This window comes from Neobacillus sp. NPDC058068, assembly GCF_042885335.1.
GTDB lineage: Bacteria > Bacillota > Bacilli > Bacillales > Cytobacillaceae > Neobacillus.
The window spans coordinates 89,526-110,462 of sequence record NZ_JBHVSI010000012.1 but is presented as its reverse complement, the minus strand read 5'-3'; the positions used below and the strand labels follow the sequence as shown (position 1 = coordinate 110,462).

At 40.6% G+C, this 20,937-nt stretch carries 9 protein-coding genes and 1 pseudogene; 2 read left to right on the top strand and 8 right to left on the bottom strand.

What is annotated here, in order from left to right; translation table 11 throughout:
- The first annotated feature begins 17 nt into the window (after positions 1–17).
- On the top strand, positions 18–1,787 hold the full coding sequence (locus ACFVSW_RS15400; protein WP_387317548.1) for a PhoX family protein: 1,770 nt from the start codon (positions 18–20) through the stop codon (positions 1,785–1,787).
- Positions 1,788–1,882: 95 nt separating this feature from the next.
- On the opposite strand, the gene ACFVSW_RS15395 is transcribed toward ACFVSW_RS15400, so the two are convergent.
- Together ACFVSW_RS15395 and ACFVSW_RS15390 are read right to left on the bottom strand one after the other, a co-directional pair.
- Entirely contained in the window at positions 1,883–6,709 is a 4,827-nt protein-coding gene (locus tag ACFVSW_RS15395; RefSeq protein WP_387317547.1) for a S8 family serine peptidase, read from the bottom strand.
- A gap of 429 nt (positions 6,710–7,138) precedes the next feature.
- Positions 7,139–9,211, bottom strand: a complete 2,073-nt coding sequence (locus ACFVSW_RS15390) for a sigma-70 family RNA polymerase sigma factor (RefSeq protein ID WP_387317546.1) — start codon at positions 9,209–9,211, stop codon at positions 7,139–7,141.
- A gap of 480 nt (positions 9,212–9,691) precedes the next feature.
- On the opposite strand from ACFVSW_RS15390, the gene ACFVSW_RS15385 reads away from it, so the two are divergent.
- Positions 9,692–11,134 carry a L,D-transpeptidase gene (locus ACFVSW_RS15385; RefSeq protein WP_387317545.1) on the top strand — a complete coding sequence of 481 codons (1,443 nt, stop codon included), beginning with the start codon at positions 9,692–9,694 and terminating at the stop codon, positions 11,132–11,134.
- A 283-nt stretch (positions 11,135–11,417) separates the two neighbouring features.
- On the opposite strand, the gene ACFVSW_RS15380 is transcribed toward ACFVSW_RS15385, so the two are convergent.
- The 6 genes and pseudogenes from ACFVSW_RS15380 to ACFVSW_RS15355 form a co-directional block, all read right to left on the bottom strand.
- Complete coding sequence (locus tag ACFVSW_RS15380) at positions 11,418–13,493, bottom strand: sigma-70 family RNA polymerase sigma factor (protein WP_387317544.1); 2,076 nt, start codon at positions 13,491–13,493, stop codon at positions 11,418–11,420.
- A gap of 430 nt (positions 13,494–13,923) precedes the next feature.
- Positions 13,924–14,033 (bottom strand): annotated as a pseudogene (locus ACFVSW_RS15375) (phage tail protein); the annotation flags it as partial.
- A 660-nt stretch (positions 14,034–14,693) separates the two neighbouring features.
- Positions 14,694–16,346: a M28 family peptidase gene (locus ACFVSW_RS15370; RefSeq protein WP_387317543.1), complete on the bottom strand. Its 1,653-nt coding sequence runs from the start codon at positions 16,344–16,346 to the stop codon at positions 14,694–14,696.
- A gap of 360 nt (positions 16,347–16,706) precedes the next feature.
- Positions 16,707–17,294 (bottom strand): TasA family protein, encoded by a 588-nt coding sequence (locus tag ACFVSW_RS15365; RefSeq protein ID WP_387317542.1) that lies wholly within the window; start codon positions 17,292–17,294, stop codon positions 16,707–16,709.
- A gap of 621 nt (positions 17,295–17,915) precedes the next feature.
- The gene (locus ACFVSW_RS15360; protein WP_387317541.1) at positions 17,916–20,198 is read right to left on the bottom strand and encodes a M6 family metalloprotease domain-containing protein; all 2,283 of its coding nucleotides are present in this window, start codon (positions 20,196–20,198) and stop codon (positions 17,916–17,918) included.
- 586 nt (positions 20,199–20,784) lie between these two features.
- Entirely contained in the window at positions 20,785–20,934 is a 150-nt protein-coding gene (locus ACFVSW_RS15355; protein ID WP_387317540.1) for a hypothetical protein, read from the bottom strand.
- Between the last annotated feature and the right edge of the window lie 3 nt (positions 20,935–20,937).

Genomic DNA, 20,937 nt, shown 5'->3' with positions numbered 1-20,937 from the left:
TTAGGAGGAACTATTTAATGAAAAAGAGTAAGGTAATTGTACCATTATTAAGTGCAGCAATTCTCTTCCCTTCTGCAGTAAATGTCCATGCTAATCCAAATAAACCGATTCCAGTAAAATCGGTGGAATTTGTGGGAATGAAGGCTCCTGTTACAGTGGCAGAACGTTCCACTATGTATAGTCAAGCATCAGCCCTTGTTACATTAAACGATGGTTCTCAAAAGACTGTCCCTCTAGAATATAAATCTTTGGCCCGCCCAGGAGAAATCATTAACGGCAAAGTGGTCGGCGCCGCTTATGATGTTAAGGGGAATATCATAAAAGATAAAGATGGCAAGCCATTTGTTTCTACAGCACCTGACGCAAATTCACTTTTTAGTGTCAACGGAAAAAGCGGAAAATTATATATGGTTAATCACTTCGAAAGTATTCCGGAAAAAGGTTACGGAAATATGCCAAAACCATTGTATTTAAATACAGTAGTCCAAGATAAGAAGACGGGTGAGCTGAAAATTACCGATATCAATCCGATTGATTTTTCAGCAGATGGCGGCGTTTGGACTCCTTGTGGAGGCGTCTTATCTCCTTGGAATACCCATTTAGGCAGTGAAGAGTATGAGCCGGATGCCCGTGCACATGAAGCAAATCCAGCCACTTCCAGTGTAACAGCATTTGCAAAGAATTATTATCAAGATCCTAATGCAGTGGGAAATCCATATCTTTATGGACATACGACAGAAGTAAAGGTTCACCCAAATGGTGAAGCAAAAGCTGTTAAACACTACAGCATGGGACGATTATCCTTTGAAAATGTGACAGTAGCACCAGATAACCGTACCGCTTACTTCGGTGATGATGGCAGCTATACGATGTCCTTCATGTATGTGGCAGACAAAGCAAATGATTTATCTGCTGGTACGTTGTATGCTGCAAAATGGAACCAAACAAGCGACCAAAATGGTGGAGCAGCTGATATTGAATGGATCAAATTGGGACATGCCACAGACGCCGAAGTCAAGAAATTAGCTGAAAACACTAAATTCAGTGATATTTTTGAAACAACAACGGATGCAGCCTATGGCAAAGCAAATGGGTATAAAGAAATAAAAACAAATTCAAATGGCGGCGGCAAAACCGAATGGCTAAAAGTGAAACCAGGGATGGAGAAAGCTGCGGCGTTCTTGGAATCCCGCCGTTATGGTGCTATTTTGGGAGCAACTTCCGAGTTCAATAAAATGGAAACTCTCACGTTAAACAAAGCCGATAATAAAGTCTATATGACCATGTCCTATGTTGAAAAAGGTATGACTAAAAATTCTAGTGATCCTGTGGATGATATCCAATTACCAAAATTAAGTTCTGGTGCTATTTATGAAATGAATTTAGCAAAGGGGCAAAAAGATCGTGATGGCAAAAAAATTGATAGTGATTATGTCGTAACGGACATGTCCGCATTGCTGACAGGTGAAGACCTTCCTGCTCCTGATAAGGATGGAAACAAATCTAACCTTGAAAAAATCGCCAATCCTGACAATATTGCTTTCTCTGAAAAATATAGAACGTTATTCATTGCAGAAGACAGCGACAGACATATCAATAACGTTGGATGGGCTTATAACGTCGATACAAAGAAACTTTCCCGGATTATTTCGGCTCCAGATGGAGGAGAAGTTACTGGAGTTCAAGCAATCGATGATTTAAATGGTAAATCCTATTTAATGGTCGGTTCGCAAAATCCTGGCAACATTGGTTATATTGATTTATCTTCACTAAACTCTGTTAAATAATCAACATAACTCTTTGACCGTAGGGAATCCTCCTGCTGTCCATTTATATGAAGGAAAAAACGAGGCATGGAAAACGATCCCATGCCTCACTTGTTTTATTTTACCCACTTTCCATTTTGGTTAAAGAAGTAGCGTTTTCCGTTAATTGTAAACCAGCCGGTGGCCATTGCACCGGAGTTTTTGAGGTAGTACCAGCTTGAACCATCAAGGAGCCAGCCCGTTTTCATTGCACCGCTCTTTGCGAGGTAATACCATGTACCACCGCTATTCAGCCAGCCCGTTTGCATCGCTCCACTCTTTGCGAGGTAGTACCATGTACCGCCACTATTCAGCCAGCCCGTTTGCATTGCTCCACTCTTTGCGAGGTAGTACCATGTACCCCCGCTATTCAGCCAGCCCGTTTGCATTGCTCCACTTGTTGCGAGGTAGTACCAAGTACCTCCAGTGTTCAGCCAGCCCGTTTGCATCGCTCCGCTGGATTGAAGGTAATACCAGCTTCCTCCAACATATTTCCATCCGGTCTGCATGATACCTTTTTCGTTCATGTAGTACCATTTTCCACCTTCATTTAACCAGCCCTTTACTGGATTTCCGTTCCCATTATAGTAATACCATTGTCCATTTTCCCTTTGCCAGCCATGTTTATCAGCTCCGACCACTACCAAAACAGTTGCCTTATTTGCACCATAAGTAATAGTAATTGAGGTTGATCCTGATGCCAATGCAGTGACAAGTCCTTTTTCAACCTTGACTATTTTTGCATTAAATCCACTATAGTTTGCTAGATTTGTGACATCTGTTTCCGTTACCTTGTCGCCTATTGTTTCAATGGATTTTACCGTGAGCTGTGATGTATTGCCCTTTTTCAAATCAAGGGATTCTGGACTTACCGAAAGTGTGGTGCTTACTTCCGGTTCGACCTTAACAGTTACTGTCTTAGAGTGCTCACCAAACTTAATCGTAATGCTCGTCTCACCAGCACTTAGGGTCGTTACCTTACCCTTTTCGACCTTTATGATCTTTGCATTAAAGCCACTATAGTCCGCAAGCTCAGTAACATCTGTTTCCGTTATCTTGCCACCTTGCGTTTTGATTGATTTTACTGTTAGTTTCTCTGTTGCGCCAACCTTCATATCAAGGGAAGCCGGGGTTACTTCCAATTCAGTTGTAACTGCCTCTTTTACTTCAAATGGACCAAATGAAGTAATTTCTTCATTCCCTGCCTTATCCTTTACCTTTGCATGCAAATACCATGTTCCAACATCAGTAACTGTAGTTGTAAAATCACCGCCGTACGAAGGAATACTCACGTTTTTCCAGGACCCAGCAGCATCAGGATCTGCGTTTGAAGAAAGCTGATAATCGACTGATGCAACCTCTTCTGATCCTTGCTGAACCTTCACCTTAATATCGAACGGTGCGTCCCCGCTTGTTTCTGTATTTTTTAAAATCGCTTTCGCATATTGGAATGGCTCTTGGGCACCGTAATCGACAACAGCGCGAATCATATAGTTTCCAACACTCTGATCGGCTTTGAACCATTGGCCTCCGAAATAATCCCAGCTTCGTCCAGCCCAGTTCTTTTTATCCCCATCAGATACAAAACCCGGCACATATGGATAGTCGTCAGCCTGTAAATAGGCAATATAAAAATCATCCTTCACAACCAGGCCTAAATTGGAAAGGTCAACCTCTGTCCATTTGGATAAATTGCGCTGTGCCTTCGCTTTTATTGGTCCAGCGAGCTTGTTTTCTGGGGCGCCATTCTTGCCCTTAGCATCATAGATGGAAATTAAAATGTCATCCCCGCCGGGAACCGGGATATGTCCAGCCCAGAATTGAAGCTTTGCCCCTTTTAGCTTTGCAGAAGTTTCGCCGTCTTTTAACGACATTTTCACCGCAAATCCGCTTCCAGCATTGCCCATGACAAGGTTCTTATTGTAGCTGCCATTATCGTATTTGATTTCACCTGATTCCTTATTAATAAAAGGACTTAATTGAATATCACGTTCAAGATTTTTACCTGGCTTAACATCAATTGTTAAGGTCTTGCTGTAATGGTCCTTTGCAAACACCTTAACAGTATAGGAACCCTCATACGCTTTTAGCTGATAATCGCCATTTTCACCCGAATGACCGAGTTCGGCTTTTTCATCCTCTAAAAGAAGAATCGTCACATCCTTCAGTGCCTTTCCGGATGTATCTGTAACGGTACCCGAAATCGTTTGCCTTGGCGATGGCTCGAGTGTGATTTTCGGATTAACCTCACCTTTACTTGAAACGGTTACCTTCTGGGTCTTAGGCTTGTACCCATATGCTAGCACCTCAACCGTGTAATCTCCTGGCGGATGATCAATCACAAATTCACCGTTTTGCGGATTTGACTTCGTCTTCCAGTCTGTTTCTAAAACCTTAATCGCAGCATCAACCGGCAGCAGAGCAGCATTTTCAGATTCCTTGTTTGCTTTATGATAGTCCATTAAAGGATAGACTGGATTGACAAATGCCTCACTGTTCAGCTTAATTTCCTTTTGAATTTCATGTTCTGCTCCGCTGGCAAGCGCACTGCCTACAAGTTGCATATCATCCATGTACCAGCCTGGAACCTTCCCGTCATCTGTTTGAAGGTTAAAAGCTATCGTAATCTTTTTACCGGCATATTTCGATAAATCAATTCCGACCTCATGCCAATTTTCGTTAGTTCTTGTAATTTGGTAAAGCTTATCCCAATTCTTTCCGTCAGCAGTTGCAAGAACGGTTCCGTAATCCCAGAAGCCCATGCTGTACCACTGCTTAAAGCGAAGCTGTGTTTCCCCCTCCACAATGACAGGAGGCATCACGAGCGTCATATTGGAGAACATTTCAGTCTGGCCGCGCAAATTCGTGGCAATGACATTTTTCCCTGATGGCGGTGGGGTCTTGGGACCATAGGTTGAAACGCCCCATTCCCATGAGTTATTGATCCCATAGGAGGACCAGCCTTCAGGAAGGCTTTCGAAATCCTCAAAATAGCCGGCACGAATCCCATCCTTCACGGAAACCTTTGCCTCAGCTGTTTTTACCTGATTACCTGAAAAATCTTGGATCGTCCACCAATAGGTTATAGTGCTGCCTTTTACAGCTTCAGCTGGAATAATCGCTTCATATAAGCCATTTCGATAGTCCCCCGCATAACGTTCGGCAATAAAAGTTGCTTCGCTCGCACCATCATACCGGACATGGAGGGTAACCTGATTCACACTAATATTGTCCATTGCTTGGATGGAAAATGGTGCATTTAACCCGTCATAGACAACATGATGTGCTTCCTCTGCATACGTCGGTGCTTCAGTATCATTGCCTGGCCCAACGACCTGACCCTTAATTTTTCCAATTCCTTGTTCAACGGCCTTTACAGCTGCATTTACATTCACAATTCCGTAGCCATAGCCATTATTCGGGGCTTCTGGATAATTTTCATCGGTTTTTGTTACAGCCGTCAATTTTAAAATATCCTCAATTTGTGTTAATGACAATGTGGGGTCCGCTTGTTTTAATAAAAGTGCTGCGGCGGCAATATGCGGAGCCGCCATCGAGGTGCCGTTATAGCTGCCATACTCAAATGTATTCCATGTCGCCCCCGGCAATGCAGAACGAATCCCAACCCCCGGTGCAGAAATGTCAGGCTTAACATCGCCTCTTTCAGTTGGCCCCCTTAGGGAGAAGCTTGCGAGCACATCGGAATTCGTCGTTGCTCCAACCGCAAATGACTCCGAATAATTCGCTGGTGAACTTGCTGTTCCCGGCAGCGCAACCGGATTAAAAAGATCCGTATTTCCTACCGAAAAAACCGGTAAGATTCCAACAGAACGCCACGCCTGGACAAGTGGTCTGAACCAATCGTTATTAATCGGGCGTCCTCCCCAAGAGTTATTGACAACATCTGGCGCCATTTCGGGATGTGGAACTCCCTTTTCATCTGTTGGCGCCAACACCCATTCAGCTGCTTGAATGATATAAGAATCATAGCTTTCATCATTCGCAAACGCCCTTGCCGCAATCCATTTTGCTCCTGGTGCGACACCAATTTGATTTTGTCCATCAGGCTCCTGTCCAACCATTGTTCCCATTGTATGTGTGCCGTGCCCGTCAGAGTCAACCGGGCTGCCAATTTTATGAATCGCATCATACCAGTTGAACGTGTGTGATAGTTTATCGGGATTATTCGGGTCATATCCGCGGTACTTGGTTTTTAAGGCCGGGTGACTGACGGCAACGCCGCTATCGATATTAGCAACAACCGTTCCTTCCCCCGTAATCCCTCGTGCCCAAACCTCAGGAGCACCGACACGTTCAATATTCCATTCAACCGGGCCGCTTTCATCTGCCTGCAGTTTCGCAGATTGCTCCTCCTTTTTTATCGGTTCAAGTGTTTGTTTTTCATCAAGGAGGATTGCCTTTACCTCAGGCAGCTTCGCAAGCATTCCGGCGGCCTCCTTCGTACCTGTTACAGCAATACCATTTATGATAAAAAAGTTATGAAACTCTTTTATCTTTCCGGAAGCCTTTTCCTCCTTTAGCCGGAGATTAATCACCTTTTGTGTGAGTTTGGCCTTGTCCTTTAGTGCTTGTACAACAGCTTTTTGGACATTGGCTTCCGTTTCCTTCTGAGAAGTATTCTTCTTTACTGAGGTTTGCTTAGCTGATAGGGCAACTTTCTCAGTATCGGTTTGGTCGCGCAGAAGCACGATGAATCTAGCAAATTCATCCTTCTCAAATTTTTTTAATAGTTTCGCATCGATGACTTCACCTTTTGCAGAGCTCGTATCCGCCGGGATTACACTACTTGCAAGCGAATTCGCCGGCAGTGCCAAACTCAAGATCATCACCAACGCAAGTAAAAGCATAACAGCTTTTACGCAAAAACGTTTGGCTCCTCTCATCCTTACACTCCTTTATTTATTTTTTGTATGTATGAGAATATTCATAGATGGTCATTGTGAAATGGTGGTTAGTGGGTTAAAAAAAAAGGGAGGATAATCACATGGTGTAAAACTCTGCATGAACCTGAATATTTATAATTTTAGTAATAATCACATAATATAACAATAGGATATTTTTACCTTTTCTCCTAAAATTAGTAGGACTAAAGCGAGAGAGAATCCTCCCTAAATAGTAAATAATGCCCAATTATGGGTTTTAAGTGGCGATTTGAGTGACACTCGTCCTCAGGAGAATATTTACTTCTCTTTGAAATAAAAAATCCCCCTAAAGTAACGACAGATTTTTGTTTTTTCATCTGTCCACTTTAGGGGGGGCATATCAAACTAAACATTTATCATATTGCTGAAGTACCCCTCTCCCTTCAGATGTTATTTCAACGAAATCTTCAAAACATCATCCAAATATTTCGTTGTATTATATCCATAAATCTCCAGCCTTTTAGGAATCACAGTCTCTCCATCGTTGTTACTTAGTAACTGTATGTTTTGAACTGTAAAGAAATGACGGGGCTGCTCGATTTTTTCATATGCGACAGGGGTAGTCGCATCATATTCCACCCCGTTTTTATCAACAAGCACCCCTTCAGAATTCATCTCCATTGGATTTATTTCATATTCATTTTCGCCCTTAATTTGGAATTGAAGCCACTCAAATGCTCGATTTTTTATTTCATGGCTGCTTATGACAACTTTGGTCGGTTGTCCAACTTCCACCTTGTCGATGGAAATTGTACTGCCTGCATATTCAAAGGTTTGAGGATATCCTCTAGATGCATCCAGTTCGATGGTTTTTTGGTCTTGAATCGTTAATTGAACAGATGCTAATTGAATTTTGACCTCTTTTGGCTTTTCTATTAGAATAGGATCAAAGTGTGCTCGAAAAGCAATCCAATTCATGCCTTGTTGTGAATCTACAAATGTGCTGCCATACATATCAGCTTTCACTTTTTTATTGTTCACTTCTAGATTGTCAAAATTAAGGACATCTATCCGCTTCTCCCACTGTTCAACATTAAAAGCATATTGCAGAATCGTCGCTGTTGGAGCAATGATTAGTTTATCAAATCGAACTGGGACACCCTCGACTTCTTTTTCTTCATTCAGAGCATATTCGATAGAGGGCTTTTTTGTAACAGGGATCTCGAAGCTCCACTTCCCAAATTCATATTCCTGTTCCATGTCAGCCCTCAAAGCATTCCAATCAGAGGAATCACGAATCAATTTCTGAAGCATTATGATCTTGAGTTTGATTGTCCCGCTTTCAGTTGTAAGTGGCGGCAGACTAATCTTCCCTCGATACACGTTCTTTTTTTCGTTATTTACATCCGATTTAAGGTCAGGAGGATAGTATCTTGGAAATGTTTCACGGCTCATGATTTCAAATTCGTTCTCCACAGAAACCCCATTTTGATAATTCATCATATATTGATTGTCGTTCTCTGTATCTTCTATTTCATAAAAAACAAGCGTCTGAACATCATCAGCAATCGCGCTCTTGATCTTAATTTTCACCCCATCGCTCTCCGCTTCCAGGTTCAGCCTTTCCCCAAATCCCTGTTGCAGAAAGGCACGCAATTGCTGATCTTCTTCTGTCCATGTATAGTAGAGGTTAGTAAAAGCCCCTGTAAAAAAACCTATTCCCATTAATAAGGCGAAAGCACTTGCAAAAAGAAGTCCCATTCTTTTACGTTTCTTGTTCTTCAATTGTCTTTGCTTTTCCTTTTCTGCCAGCCTAGCTTTGACGTTCTCCATGAAACCAGGTGGTACATGGAAATCCTCAATCTTTTCAGTAAGATTTAACAGAGTTAGCATGACATCCTGGAATGTTGCCAAATCCTCCTGACAGTCTTGACAATGATAAATATGTACCTCAAAATCAATTTTTCTCGACCGATCCATGGCTTTTTCTAAGTAATCGATGTAATTCTTATGATACTCTTTACAGCCATTAAAGTTTAATCCGTACCCCATCTCTTTTCTAAGTGACTGGATTCCAGAAAACAAAAGCGCTTTCATCTTTTCCACTGAAACTTGGAGAAGATGTGCTGTTTCCTCCTGAGAGAATCCTTTTATATATGTAAGGACCACCGCTTCTTTCTCATACTCTTTTAATTGTTTAAGTGCTTTAAATAAATCCTTTTGTTGTTCACTTTCCTCTGAAGCTTGTAAACTTCCATCATTAGAAAGCTCCCTACAGATATGTATGAATATGGATGTAACCCACGTTTCGAATGATGTTTCACTTTTAAATCGAGGCATTTCCTTGTGGACTTTTATAATGGACCGATAAATAAGCTCTTCCATTTGCTGCTGATTACTAAGATAGGACCGACCAAGTATATAGAACGATTGTTTATGCTGATCGAACCAATCGACGATGGATTCCACGTCTTTTTCTCTTTGTGTAGTGATTAACATGGAATCTATTTTTACTGGGATCATAAATGTGTTTTCCCCCTTTCTTCTTACCTTACACGCAACACCCCATCCGGATAGTATTATCCAGCTACTTTTACTTCCAAAAAATAATCTCGTAAGATGGGTCTTCCATATAATTTTTTTGGCAATTTATTTTCATTTACCATTCTTATCACTTCTTCCATTTAATCACTATTTAATACTTATCGCCATCCCTTTTAAATATTCAGCACCTTTAATAAAGGTGCTCTGCCGTGCGCTTAACAGGGGATTATTAAGTAAAATCCCACCTTAATAAATTTTTCCAATTTAATCGCAACATAAAAAAAAGGGCTAATTAAATATTTAAACATACACAAAAAACGACAATGTTCGAATATGACATTTTGTAGAATAGTAGTATAAATTACTTTTTTTCTAAAAAGTGGTAACAAATAACACAATATCAATTGTTTATGGCCAAAAGATGATAACAGCTGAAGGTCAGGTATGGGGGGATACTTAATGGAAAGTACGGTAAATAATCAAGAAATTAAGAAACAACATGTAAATTCAGCTAAGTGGTATGCAAACTGGAGGTTTATTACAGCAGGTATCATTATGATTATCGTGCTCTTCATTGCAGCAGGCAGCTACTATCAGGCAATCCATTTTAATTCACAAATCAAGATTAATGGCATCAAAGTCGGTGGAATGACCGCTGATCAGGCATTAAAAAAATTAAAAACAAGCGTATTAAAAAATGTAATCTATGTTGGAAATCAACAAATTATAGATGGAAAAGATACAAAGATGGTATTTACGAATAAGGATCTGCCCGATGTCAAAAAATTATTAAAGAGCCAGAGGACTTTTTTTCCTTCTTCAAAGGCTAAAGATTATTCATTAATGCCCAACAATCAGGATCAGTATCGAAACCAGACGTTGAAAAAACAGGTGGAAGAAAAGCTGTTAGCCATGAATCAGAGTTTAAAAGCGCCACAAGATGCTATGGTTCGTTTAGAACAAGGCAAAATTGTTGTCACCAGCAGCATTAGCGGAGAGCAATATGATGTCGCCAGTCTTTTGAAGGACTTCGAAAATCATAAATATATTAGTGAAATCCGGCTCAATCCAGTATATATACAGCCAATTAAAGAAGACAGCGAGTTTATAAAAAATCAACAGAAAAAGTTTGAAGAATTCCTTGCTCAGACCGTTGATTACAAGGTGCAGGATAAAGTTTTTACGTTAAAGGCGAGCGAATTAATTAAAAATGCATCTATTTCAAAAGATTTACAGATTAAGATGGATGATGCCGGTGTTATTAAGAATAAGATTGCTGAAATTAACAATTCCCAATCAACATTAAATAAGGATTTCAAATTCAAGACCCATTCAGGTTCGGTGATATCGGTTAAAGGGAAAGGCTATGGCTGGGCCATAGGAGTTGAAAAAGAAATACCTCATATTATGGAAGCTTTTGAAAATGGGGAGAAATCAGTTTCCGCCTCTAATATTTACGGACATGGCTGGAAGGATGAAGGCTACGGATATGACACAATCGCCAATAATGGTATTGGCGATACGTATGCTGAAGTCTCCATTGCAGAGCAACGAATTTGGATATACAAAAATGGAAAATTAGTCGTCACAACAAATGTTGTTACCGGGAATCGCAGCACCGGTCATGATACATCACCAGGAGTGTGGTATATCCTCTATAAGCAAACGCCTTCCATATTAACGGGCAGAGAAAACGGAAAAATCACTTATCAGGTTCCTGTTAATTATTGGGCTCCTTTTACAAATGACGGACAGGGGTTCCACGATGCCAGCTGGCGAGGCAATTGGGCAAGTAATGCCTATCTTGGGGCAGGATCGCATGGCTGTGTCAACACACCGCCAAGCATTATGAAAACTGTGTATGACAATCTCAACACCTATGAGCCGGTTGTTATTTATTGAGGCAGGGAAGGCTGTCCCAAAAGTATAACTTTTTAGGAACAGCTGGCTCTTTCTTTTCAAAGAATAATTGGTTTTGAAAATTAATATGTAAGAAAATAAGAAACGTAAGAAGGCAACGCCCAGAAGAAAGGGTTAGTTGCCTTTCTTTAAAATAAGTTACGAGACGCACCCCACATGTCCAGTGTTCATGTGGCAATACATGGGATGCTGGTGAGTTTTTAAACACAATTACTCTTAACCTATAGAACCAAGAATTTTTGGTACGTAGGGTAAGCGATAAATGTTATTCCAACGAAATCTTCACAACATCATCCAAATATTTCGTTGTATAATATCCATAAATCTTCAGCCTTTTAGGAATTACTTTCTCTCCAGAAGTGTTACCCTGCAACGCCATGCTTTGAACTGTAAAGAAATAACGGGGCTGCTCGATTTTTTCAAAAGCGGCAGGGTATTCATTCATATCATATTCAATCCCATTTTTATCAACAAACACGCCTTCAGAATTCATCTCTATTGAACTAGTTTCATGTTCATCCTCACCAACAATTTCGAAGCGAAGCGACTCATATGCTCGATTCTTAATTTCATGATTGCTTATGACAACATTGGTCGGCTGTCCAACTTCCACCTTGTCGATGGAGATTGTACTGCCTACATATTCAAAGGTTTGAGGATATCCTCTAGAAGCATCCAGTTCGATAGTTTTTTGGTCTTCAACCGTTAAATAAACAGATTTGAATTGAACGTTGATCTCTTTTGGTTTTTCTCCAAAAAGAGGGTCAAACTTTGTTTGAAGAGCAGTCCAATTTATGTCTTGCTGTAAATCTAAAAAAGAGCTGCCATACACATCAGCTTTGACTTTTTTATTGTTCACTTCTAGATTGTCAAAATTCAGAAAATTTATCTGTTTCTCTGGCTGTTCATTATTAATAGCATATCGCAGAATCGTCGCTGTTGGAGCAATGATTAGTTTATCAAATCGAACCGGGACACCCTCGACTTCTTTTCCTTCATTCAGAGCATATTCGATTGAGGGCTTTTTAGTAACAGGGATCTCGAAGCTCCACTTCCCAAATCCATATTCCATTTCCATGTCAGCCTTCAAAGCATTCCGATCAGAGGAATCACGAATCAATTTCTGAAGCATTGTGATCTTGAGTTTGATTGTCCCGTTTTCAATTACAAGTGGCGGCAGACTAATCTCCCCTCGATACACGTTCTTTTTTTCGTTTTTTGCATCCGATTTAAGGTAAGGAGGATAATACCTTTCGTATGTTATACTACTCATGATTTCATGTTTGTTCTCTACAGAAACCCCATTTTGATAATTCATCATATATTGATTGTCTTTCTCTGTATCTTCTATTTCATAAAAAACAAGCGTCTGAACATCATCAGCAATCGCGCTCTTGATCTTAATTTTCACCCCACCGCTTTCCGCTTCCAAGTTCAGCCTTTCCCCCAGGCCCTGTTGCAGAAATGCACGCAATTGCTGATCTTCTTCTGTATATGTATAGTAGAGGTTGGTAAAAGCCCCTGTAAAAACTTCTATAGCCATTAATAATGCGAAAATACTTGCAAAAACAATCCCCATTCTTTTACGTTTCTTGTTCTTCAGTTGTCTGTGCTTTTCCTTTTCTGCCAGCCTAGCTTTGATGTTCTCCATGAAACCAGGTGGCACATGGAAATCCTCAAGCCTTTCAGTGAGATTTAACAGAGTTAGCATGACATCCTGGAATGTTGCCAAATCCTCCTGACAGTCTTGACAATGATAAATATGTACCTCAAAATCAATTTTTTTCAACCGATCCATGGCTTTTTCTAAGTAATCGATGTAATTCTTATGATACTCTTTACAGCCATTAAAATTTAATCCGTACCCCATCTCTTTTCTAAGTGAATGGATTCCAGAAAACAAAAGCGCTTTCATCTTTTCCACTGAAACTTGGAGAAAATGTGCCGCTTCCTCAAGGGAGTATCCTTTTATATATGTAAGGACCACCGCTTCTTTCTCATACTCTTTCAATTGATTAAGTGCTTTAAATAAATCCTTTTGTTGTTCACTTTCCTCTGAAGCTTGTAAACTTCCATCATTATAAAGCTCCCGGCAGGTATGTATGAACATGGATGTAACCCACGTTTCGAATGATGTTTCACTTTTAAATCGAGGCAATTCCTTGTGTACTTTTATAATGGACCGGTAAAAAAGCTCTTCCATTTGCTGCTGATTACTAAGATAGGACCAACCAAGTGTATAGAACGATTGTTTATGCTGATCGAACCACTCGACGATGGATTCCACGCCCGTTTCTCTTATTGTAGTGATTGATATGGAATTTATTTTTGCTGGGATCATAAATGTGTTTTCCCCTTTTCTTCTTACCTTGTACGAAGGTCCCCCATCAGGATAGTATTACAAGCTACTTTTACTTCCAAAAATTAAATTTTGTAAGATATTTTTGAAATTTATTCCCAATTATCATTCTTATCACTCCTTTCCCTCCATTTTTCATGTTTACATGACCATCTTAATAAATTTTTCCAATTTAATAGTAACATATAAAAATAAACATACTTTATGAGATTTCTTTTTCTGTAAACATTTTTTACAATATTTTTCTCCGTCTCCATGTTGTATCTCTCTCGATATATTTCTTGATAATACAAAAAAGTACCCCATAGGTAGACTTTTTTGTGTGTCTACTGTATAGGGTACATTTTAAAGAGCTGTTGCCTTATTTTATAACGAGTTGCGAGACGCACCTCCACTTGCCCTTTTGCTTACTTTAATATTCTCCTTTAATTACAAAATACGAGTCCCGAATAGTTCCGGCTAGTTTAGACTTCTGCCTAGCAAACTTAAATTTCCCTTCTACTCCGTTGGCACCTCTATCCCCTACTTCCTCTTAGTTGCATTGCTTTTAACAATTTAACTAAATAATACTTCAAATTCCGGCCTTCTTGAAAGGTGGGGACTATTTGTCGCTTACCTTTTTTGATAGTGGGTTTGAGTTGACACATTGAATTTATTTGAAATTTACAAGTGAAATTTGACAACCTAAATGTCTAACATAGTTTAATTAATACATCAATGTTTTGATAAACTCTAAATGACCATTTGATATATTTATTCACACCTTTGGATATCCATATGGTTAGATAGATTCCACACCAGAATTTGTCAAGTCAGATATACAACGGGGAATAAATTGCTTATTCAGAGCAAGATTATTTCCAAAAGTGTCACGACTTGCATGTATTGAACCCCCAAAAAAAATAAAATGCCCTTTCTTTAATTAGCGAATTGAGTCTACAGTTTCTCACTATTGCCAAATTGGTGAGAACTTTTTTATTATTTTCAAATCCATTTGGGCTTTGTTTGGTAGTTAGGATTAGGTTTTTATGTATTTAGCAGTCCATGCCTAGCAATTGAAATCAAGTTATTAAAATATCAAACATTCCCTTGGGGCTTCCCAAGGAAATGTTTGATATATTTGGTTGCTTATCTGGAGATTCCTTACGGGATCACGCTGTTCGCCAGGCATTCACTATGAATCTATGAAGCTTTCTTTAGTGATGCATCTTCATTCTTACTACTATTTTTCTGGAAACCAATTAGATCAGAAATAGCTTTAAAAACTACATCCCCGGTAAGTTGTACTCTTTCAGGGCTTACATGCTCTATTTTATCCTCTAACGAGTGATAATAAGGCTCGATATTAGCTGCCCCAGGTGGTGTTCCAGGTTCCATCCAAATGAAAAGTGCTGAAGGTACCCCTTTCTCGTGGAATGGAACATGATCAGACCTACTCAACATATGAACAGGCAATAAATTTTTGTTAATATCTAGTTTCTCAGCAGCCTGATGTGTTGATTGCGAAACAAGATTCGTTTTCCCATCTACAGTATTAATAAAAAGTTGCGAGGCAGGTACCCAAGCCGTACCCGTCATATCCATCTGGAACTGAACTTTTGTTCTGTTAACTTCATCTTGTGACAAATTACCGATATGGTATTTCGAGCCGACAAATCCAAGTTCTTCGCCCCCAAATGCAGCGAATCGTAATTCTTTGTCGCCGTCATAGTCCTTGAAGATCCTTGCCAACTCCATTAGTGTAGACGTCCCGGAAGCATTATCATTGGCCCCTGGAGCGAATGGAACACTGTCCAAATGTGAGCCCACGTAATATATTTCAGGATTTTTAATGCCTTTTGGTTTTTTTACAGCGATTACATTTACTGTTTTTTGATTCGTAAGCGTTTTAATTGAAAGTTGGACATCCACCTTTCCCTTGGAAAGTTGAGAAACAAATGCTTCCCCATCCTTCTTGGTAATTGTTCCAACCGGAATGTTAGGGCGTACGGTGCCTAGGGAGACAGTTGGAAGGGTAAAACGATCCTGGTTGTCATATATAAGCACACCTATCGCACCTGCATCCATTGCGTTCTTCGCCTTGTCACCGACAGTGATTCCCCCATTTTGTATTAAGGCGATTTTGCCTTTCGCTGCCGCAGTGAAATCACCCGGTTGGCCTATACCCGCATGATATAGATTCCCTGTGATACCATCCCCAGTCGTTTGAGGAGCATTGCTAACGGCCTTCAATGGAATGATCTTGTTATTATCGGAGAGTACCTTAAGCAGCAGTTCTGTCCGATTGCTTCTTGGGGCTTCCTCGATAGTAGTTTCATAGCCGTAACTTTTCAACACACTTTCAATGTATTCAGCACCCGCTCTCTCTGCGGCGCTGCCGGCCTCCCTTGGCCCAATATCAACACTTAGATGTTTGATATGTTTCATAACATTATCGGAGTTAAACGGACCATTAATTTTTCCAATCGTGTATTGCGTGTACGTATTCAGAACATCAAACGCTATTCCGGAAATGGCCCCGTTGCTTTTCTGATTATCAAGCAGGCGTTTAAAAGTCTGCATTTGCTTAAGGACCTTATCCGTCTGTCCTTGTTTTTGAAAAAGATTTACTCCGCTAAGGTGCATTTTTAAGGTACGGACCGTGATATCATCCCGAATATCACCATCTTCTCTAAAATAATCAATTTGCTTTTCCATGTCCGCGAAAACATCTCCTGTATGCGGCATATCATTGAAAATTCGGTTACTCGCAGCATCTACCATCATGTTCGTACCAAAAATAAATGCTATTATTATCGCTATGGATAAAACTTTTTTCAAACCAAACCTTTTCATCATAATCCTCCCTCGATAAATGTTGTATTACCAATGGTTTTAACCATTGGTATTGTGTCAAAAAAATATTTTTTGAAAATGTCTCTTACATTTAGGCATCAGTGTGCCTACATTCCTTCGTTCGGTCCAGTCATAAGGCAGAGACTGGCGAAGCTTTCTTAGGGACTCAAGGCGATGGAGGCGGGACAGTTCTCCAACTGTCCCAGCCATTCTATTGTTTTTATTTTCCTATGAATCTCATAAATTCGCGAAAATCGAGGAAATAGATATGAACCATCACAACCATACCCTAGTTCACGTTTGATAGGGAAGTGTCAAAATCGAAATAAGTAAGCTGCACTAACGTACCTTTTTTTAATCTTATAGGTCTCTGCCTGCGCCTTGTGTGGCATTAAAAGTCCATTTTAGATTGAGCTTATCCCCCTGGAATTGGTTTTGATTTTTCCCGTTATCAAGGAAATTGAACTTCACTACCAAATCATGTTCATCGCCCGCCTTAAGAATGCCACCATCTAGTGCTTCGTTAAATATCTTTTCTGACACTGCTTTAGGGCTCATACCCTTTAGCTGATCCAATGTTGTTTTGTAAATGATTTCATTAAATTGGTCCATATTGTACAGAAATTCCACTTCTATATACTTGGCGAAATCCTCCGTGTTATCCCCTTTAGCATCAACCACGGTATACGCGGTATCCAGCGTCACGTTCTTGATATCCAGTGTCCCTTCATTATGCAGTTCAAAGGTACGCGTCATCGTGTCTCCAGGCGCGATGTTTTCGATATTGATGATTGTTGTCGGTTGAACTGACAAATCGAGCGTGCCCGCCGCAAACGTATTGTTCGTAACTTCACTGTCACTAAAGTATGCGTAAGTTCCCCCCCCAATTAAGGATACCCCCATTATTCCCGCCATAATTCCCATACCTAATTTCTTTTTCAATCCCATGTTTACTTAGTCCTCCTTAAACTTTTTCCCCTTTTTCAGGGCTTTTATTTTTGAACGGTTTTCAGTTGTAGTTTTATAACCGATTCAATCTGGATAAATTGCCTAAAAAATTTTTGTTCCTTCGTTTTCTTCTTTACTACTAATTCCGCTTAGGGTCTGCCACATGGTAAAACCTGCATAGCCCAGTAACAACACCCCAGGCGGTGGGATTAGTAGTAAAGCCTTCCCAAAAGTGAATTGGCAAAGTGAGCAATATAACCAATATAGGGAATTGTAACCCCTGTATAGATACCTACAATATTATGGGAAGGAACGGGGTTCACATCCGGTGCAATGTTGTGATCGCCCTTTGTGATGTATTGCATCCCCGCCCTTTTTCCTTAACAATTCGGTGGGTAATCAGGATTCCGTCACTGGGTTTATTAGTAACGTCCTCCCCCTTTTTTTAAATAGGTTTGTCCACTTACCTGCTAATGGCGATTATGGAACCCGTTTGGATATTTGGTTCCTTGCATCCCGTGCCTCGGACCACATGGGTTATTCTAAATAGTTTTTGAGTTTGTTACCCTCCATGCCGGGCGCCCCCGGCACAAAAGGTATTTCCATAACAGTGAATCTATCCTATTGCCAGACCACAATCATTGCATCGACATACGCTTTCAAACTGTTATAAGCTTTCTCAGAGATCACATTCGTATCTTTATCATGATCCAATAGCACTTTAAGACCATTCAGATGTTTGACAACCTTATCCGCAGATTTAGTATTTTCAAATTGGGCTAAGCCCGCCAATTGAAGTTTCAAAGCTTGAGCTGCTCCGGCTTTGAAGGCTCCCGCCTTGTCAAAACTATCAATAACAGAACTTAGACCGGTTGCGCTTAAGCTGCTCGGCAAAACATTGGTATCAGTTGCGCTTTGCTTGGAGTCAGTCTCTGAAGTAGCCGTGAAAGTAAGGTTAGCCGGAGCTGTCTTGCCCTTTGGAATTTTCACGTATACTGGTACATCGACAGTTGCCCCCGGCTCCACGGCCAATACGTTGTGATCTAGTTGAGTTGTCCAATCAGCACCAGCAGAAGCGTTGATACGAATAAGATCCTTTGCTGCGCCGGTATTAGTGACATTAAAATGATAGACTGCCACTTTGCCCTCAACAGCAGGTTGTACAGTGGCAGCGCTTACATTTACCCCGCGCTTGTAGGCACCTGCGCCATCAGTATTACGGATGGCAACCTGATAACGAAGTACGCCGTCAGCGTCTTTGTAATTCCCTAAAATATAGAAATGAAGTTTATTGTACGGATCTTCGTACTCACTGACAACTGTATCCTTGCCAATGGAACCATCGAATTTTCCGCTAACCAATTTCCCCCCACTTCCAGCATGGAATAAAGCATCGAGAATTTGCCGTGGGTCACCTTTGGTAACCATGGCTGTTGTGCCGTCAGGTCTTGTAAAGTCCTTCAGATTGATATTTTCGGGATGTGAATCAACAACCCAAATGAACGGGGCACTTTCCGCATTTTTCGTTTTGGCAATCATTACACCGGAATCTGCTGCGAACGAGTCCGCACCGACGCGGTCTACCACTTCAATGGTGTAGTTATTGTATTTAGCACCACTTGGCATATCGTTACGCCAATCACCGGTAAGGTAATTGGTTGGTGTTAAATCGGTCATGGCGATGTTGATACCGTGGAGCCCTGTTCGGCCAAATTTACTGCCAATAGGTACTTCGCGCGCGATAATATCCGCAAATGCCGGTCCAGAATCTTTTAATGCATCACGGTTTAGCTGCAGGACTTCATCATTGGATAGAAATCCTTGTTTCATCTTATTTCGAAGTGTATGTGGTGCTGGTAAGGAAGAACCAAGGGTGGCCGGAATCATCCAGCGGGTGTGCGTTCCACCAGGACCATTGAATGATCCCCGGCTCATCGTTTCCCAATAACCCGAATAGGTTCGAGGGTCTAGTGCCGCATTATTGTAATTATCGCCAAGTCCTTTGAGATGGCCGAATTCGTGAGCAAATGTGGACATGCCATCACTTTCGCCTTGAATAGAAACACGAATCGTATTGCCATTTATTCTTGCGCTAGATGCGGCAGACCAAATTGTTTTGGCTGCATACCAGGAAGTCCATGGTACATAACGGGTACTTGCCCAGTTTGGCATGGTTTCAAATCCAGGTAAATTCTTCGGCGGCCCAAATGTATCAGGCACCGCTTCTTTATTCAGAAACCTCATTTCGCCGAGTTCTTGCCAAACGGTTGATTCATCATAGCCAGCATGAACAATGAAGGCAAAGTCATAGTCTTTTCCAGATGCGGTTATGTCGGCTGTTGCTGCATTTACGCCATCAGTAAAAAGGTTTCCACCCGAATAATTCTTTGGCAGGTAACCGGCATTCATACTGTCAAGCCCATACTGAAATTCGTTTTTATCCAAGCGGTAGGGACCATAAGAATCGAGGCTTACTCCCCATTTTCCTTGAGAGTTCTCCTTCCAAAATCCATCAATTGACTGATAATTATTCATCGCACTTGGAACGTTCAAGAAATTCCTCCAAAATTCCCCGAGTTTCTCGCGAGGAATTGCGTCAATTTGCGGGTTACCGATGAGCTCTGAACCCTTAGGTTTGGTCAGGATAAAATCCTGATCTGGAAAGTCGACCAAAATCAAGGCCCCTCTAAGTTCTGTTTCCGGTTTAATATCCGTGGTATTCCAGTTAATACCCTGAACCTCTTTATAATCATTCCATGTCATATTATCTGGATTCACCCACGACTGGGGATCCACTGGGCCGGGCATTTTATCCAGCCCTGGATCCGCTGCAAAAGCGGATGTTGAAGTCATTGCAAGCAATATCGTGGTCGATAATGCGGTAATCTTTTTTTTCAGCTTCAAAGTGTTTCTCCTCCCCCTTGGAAAATGACCTACTTTTTATGTAGGTTTTCGTTTTCGAATTCCCCCTGATGATTACGTTATGTCGTCATTTCTATATCGTTATTAACCCCCTTTATCGCCTCCTTTCACAGCCTAATGCCATTCCTGGGTCTACCACCCCCCTTCAAAGCCATAAACCATATAGTCATAAATCAGACAGCACCTTCTTGAAATCTACTATTTGGGTAAGCTTGGAAATTCGCAAAAAAAAGAATCTTCTATTGGAATTTTTCTATTCGCAAAAAATATGATGACTCTTAATAAAATATTTAATAGATTCTTTTATACCTTATTGTTAATTCTAAGCATTATTTACTGAAAATTTAGTCAATCATTGCCATTTTTAAAATTTTTTTATTGACAAAACCCTTCATACAAGTTGTTCTATGATCAGGAATCGACATATTTAACAGGTGCCTTTCAAAGTATTTGTCACTTGTTCATGGATTTCGACCTGTTTTACTGGGATATTTTTGGTATAAAAGTCCTTAATCATTTTTAAAATGCCTCCTTGGATTTTTCCTTAAAAGGGAAAAAAGAGAATGGGTTACAGTTCGAAGCGATGCATCGCTTCGTAACGAACCCACTCACTTGTCCGGTTGAAAGTGGTTAAGACACCACAAAGCTGGCCAATTTTCATCAAATCGTTAATAACATCATTAACTATGTAATTGGTGTAAAGTTCGGTGATAATCATACC

Coding starts and splice junctions, on each gene's coding strand:
- ACFVSW_RS15400 (WP_387317548.1), top strand. CDS start 18: ATGAAAAAGAGTAAGGTAATTGTACCATTATTAAGTGCAGCAATTCTC.
- ACFVSW_RS15395 (WP_387317547.1), bottom strand. CDS start 6,709: ATGAGAGGAGCCAAACGTTTTTGCGTAAAAGCTGTTATGCTTTTACTT.
- ACFVSW_RS15390 (WP_387317546.1), bottom strand. CDS start 9,211: ATGATCCCAGTAAAAATAGATTCCATGTTAATCACTACACAAAGAGAA.
- ACFVSW_RS15385 (WP_387317545.1), top strand. CDS start 9,692: ATGGAAAGTACGGTAAATAATCAAGAAATTAAGAAACAACATGTAAAT.
- ACFVSW_RS15380 (WP_387317544.1), bottom strand. CDS start 13,493: ATGATCCCAGCAAAAATAAATTCCATATCAATCACTACAATAAGAGAA.
- ACFVSW_RS15370 (WP_387317543.1), bottom strand. CDS start 16,346: ATGAAAAGGTTTGGTTTGAAAAAAGTTTTATCCATAGCGATAATAATA.
- ACFVSW_RS15365 (WP_387317542.1), bottom strand. CDS start 17,294: ATGGGATTGAAAAAGAAATTAGGTATGGGAATTATGGCGGGAATAATG.
- ACFVSW_RS15355 (WP_387317540.1), bottom strand. CDS start 20,934: ATGATTATCACCGAACTTTACACCAATTACATAGTTAATGATGTTATT.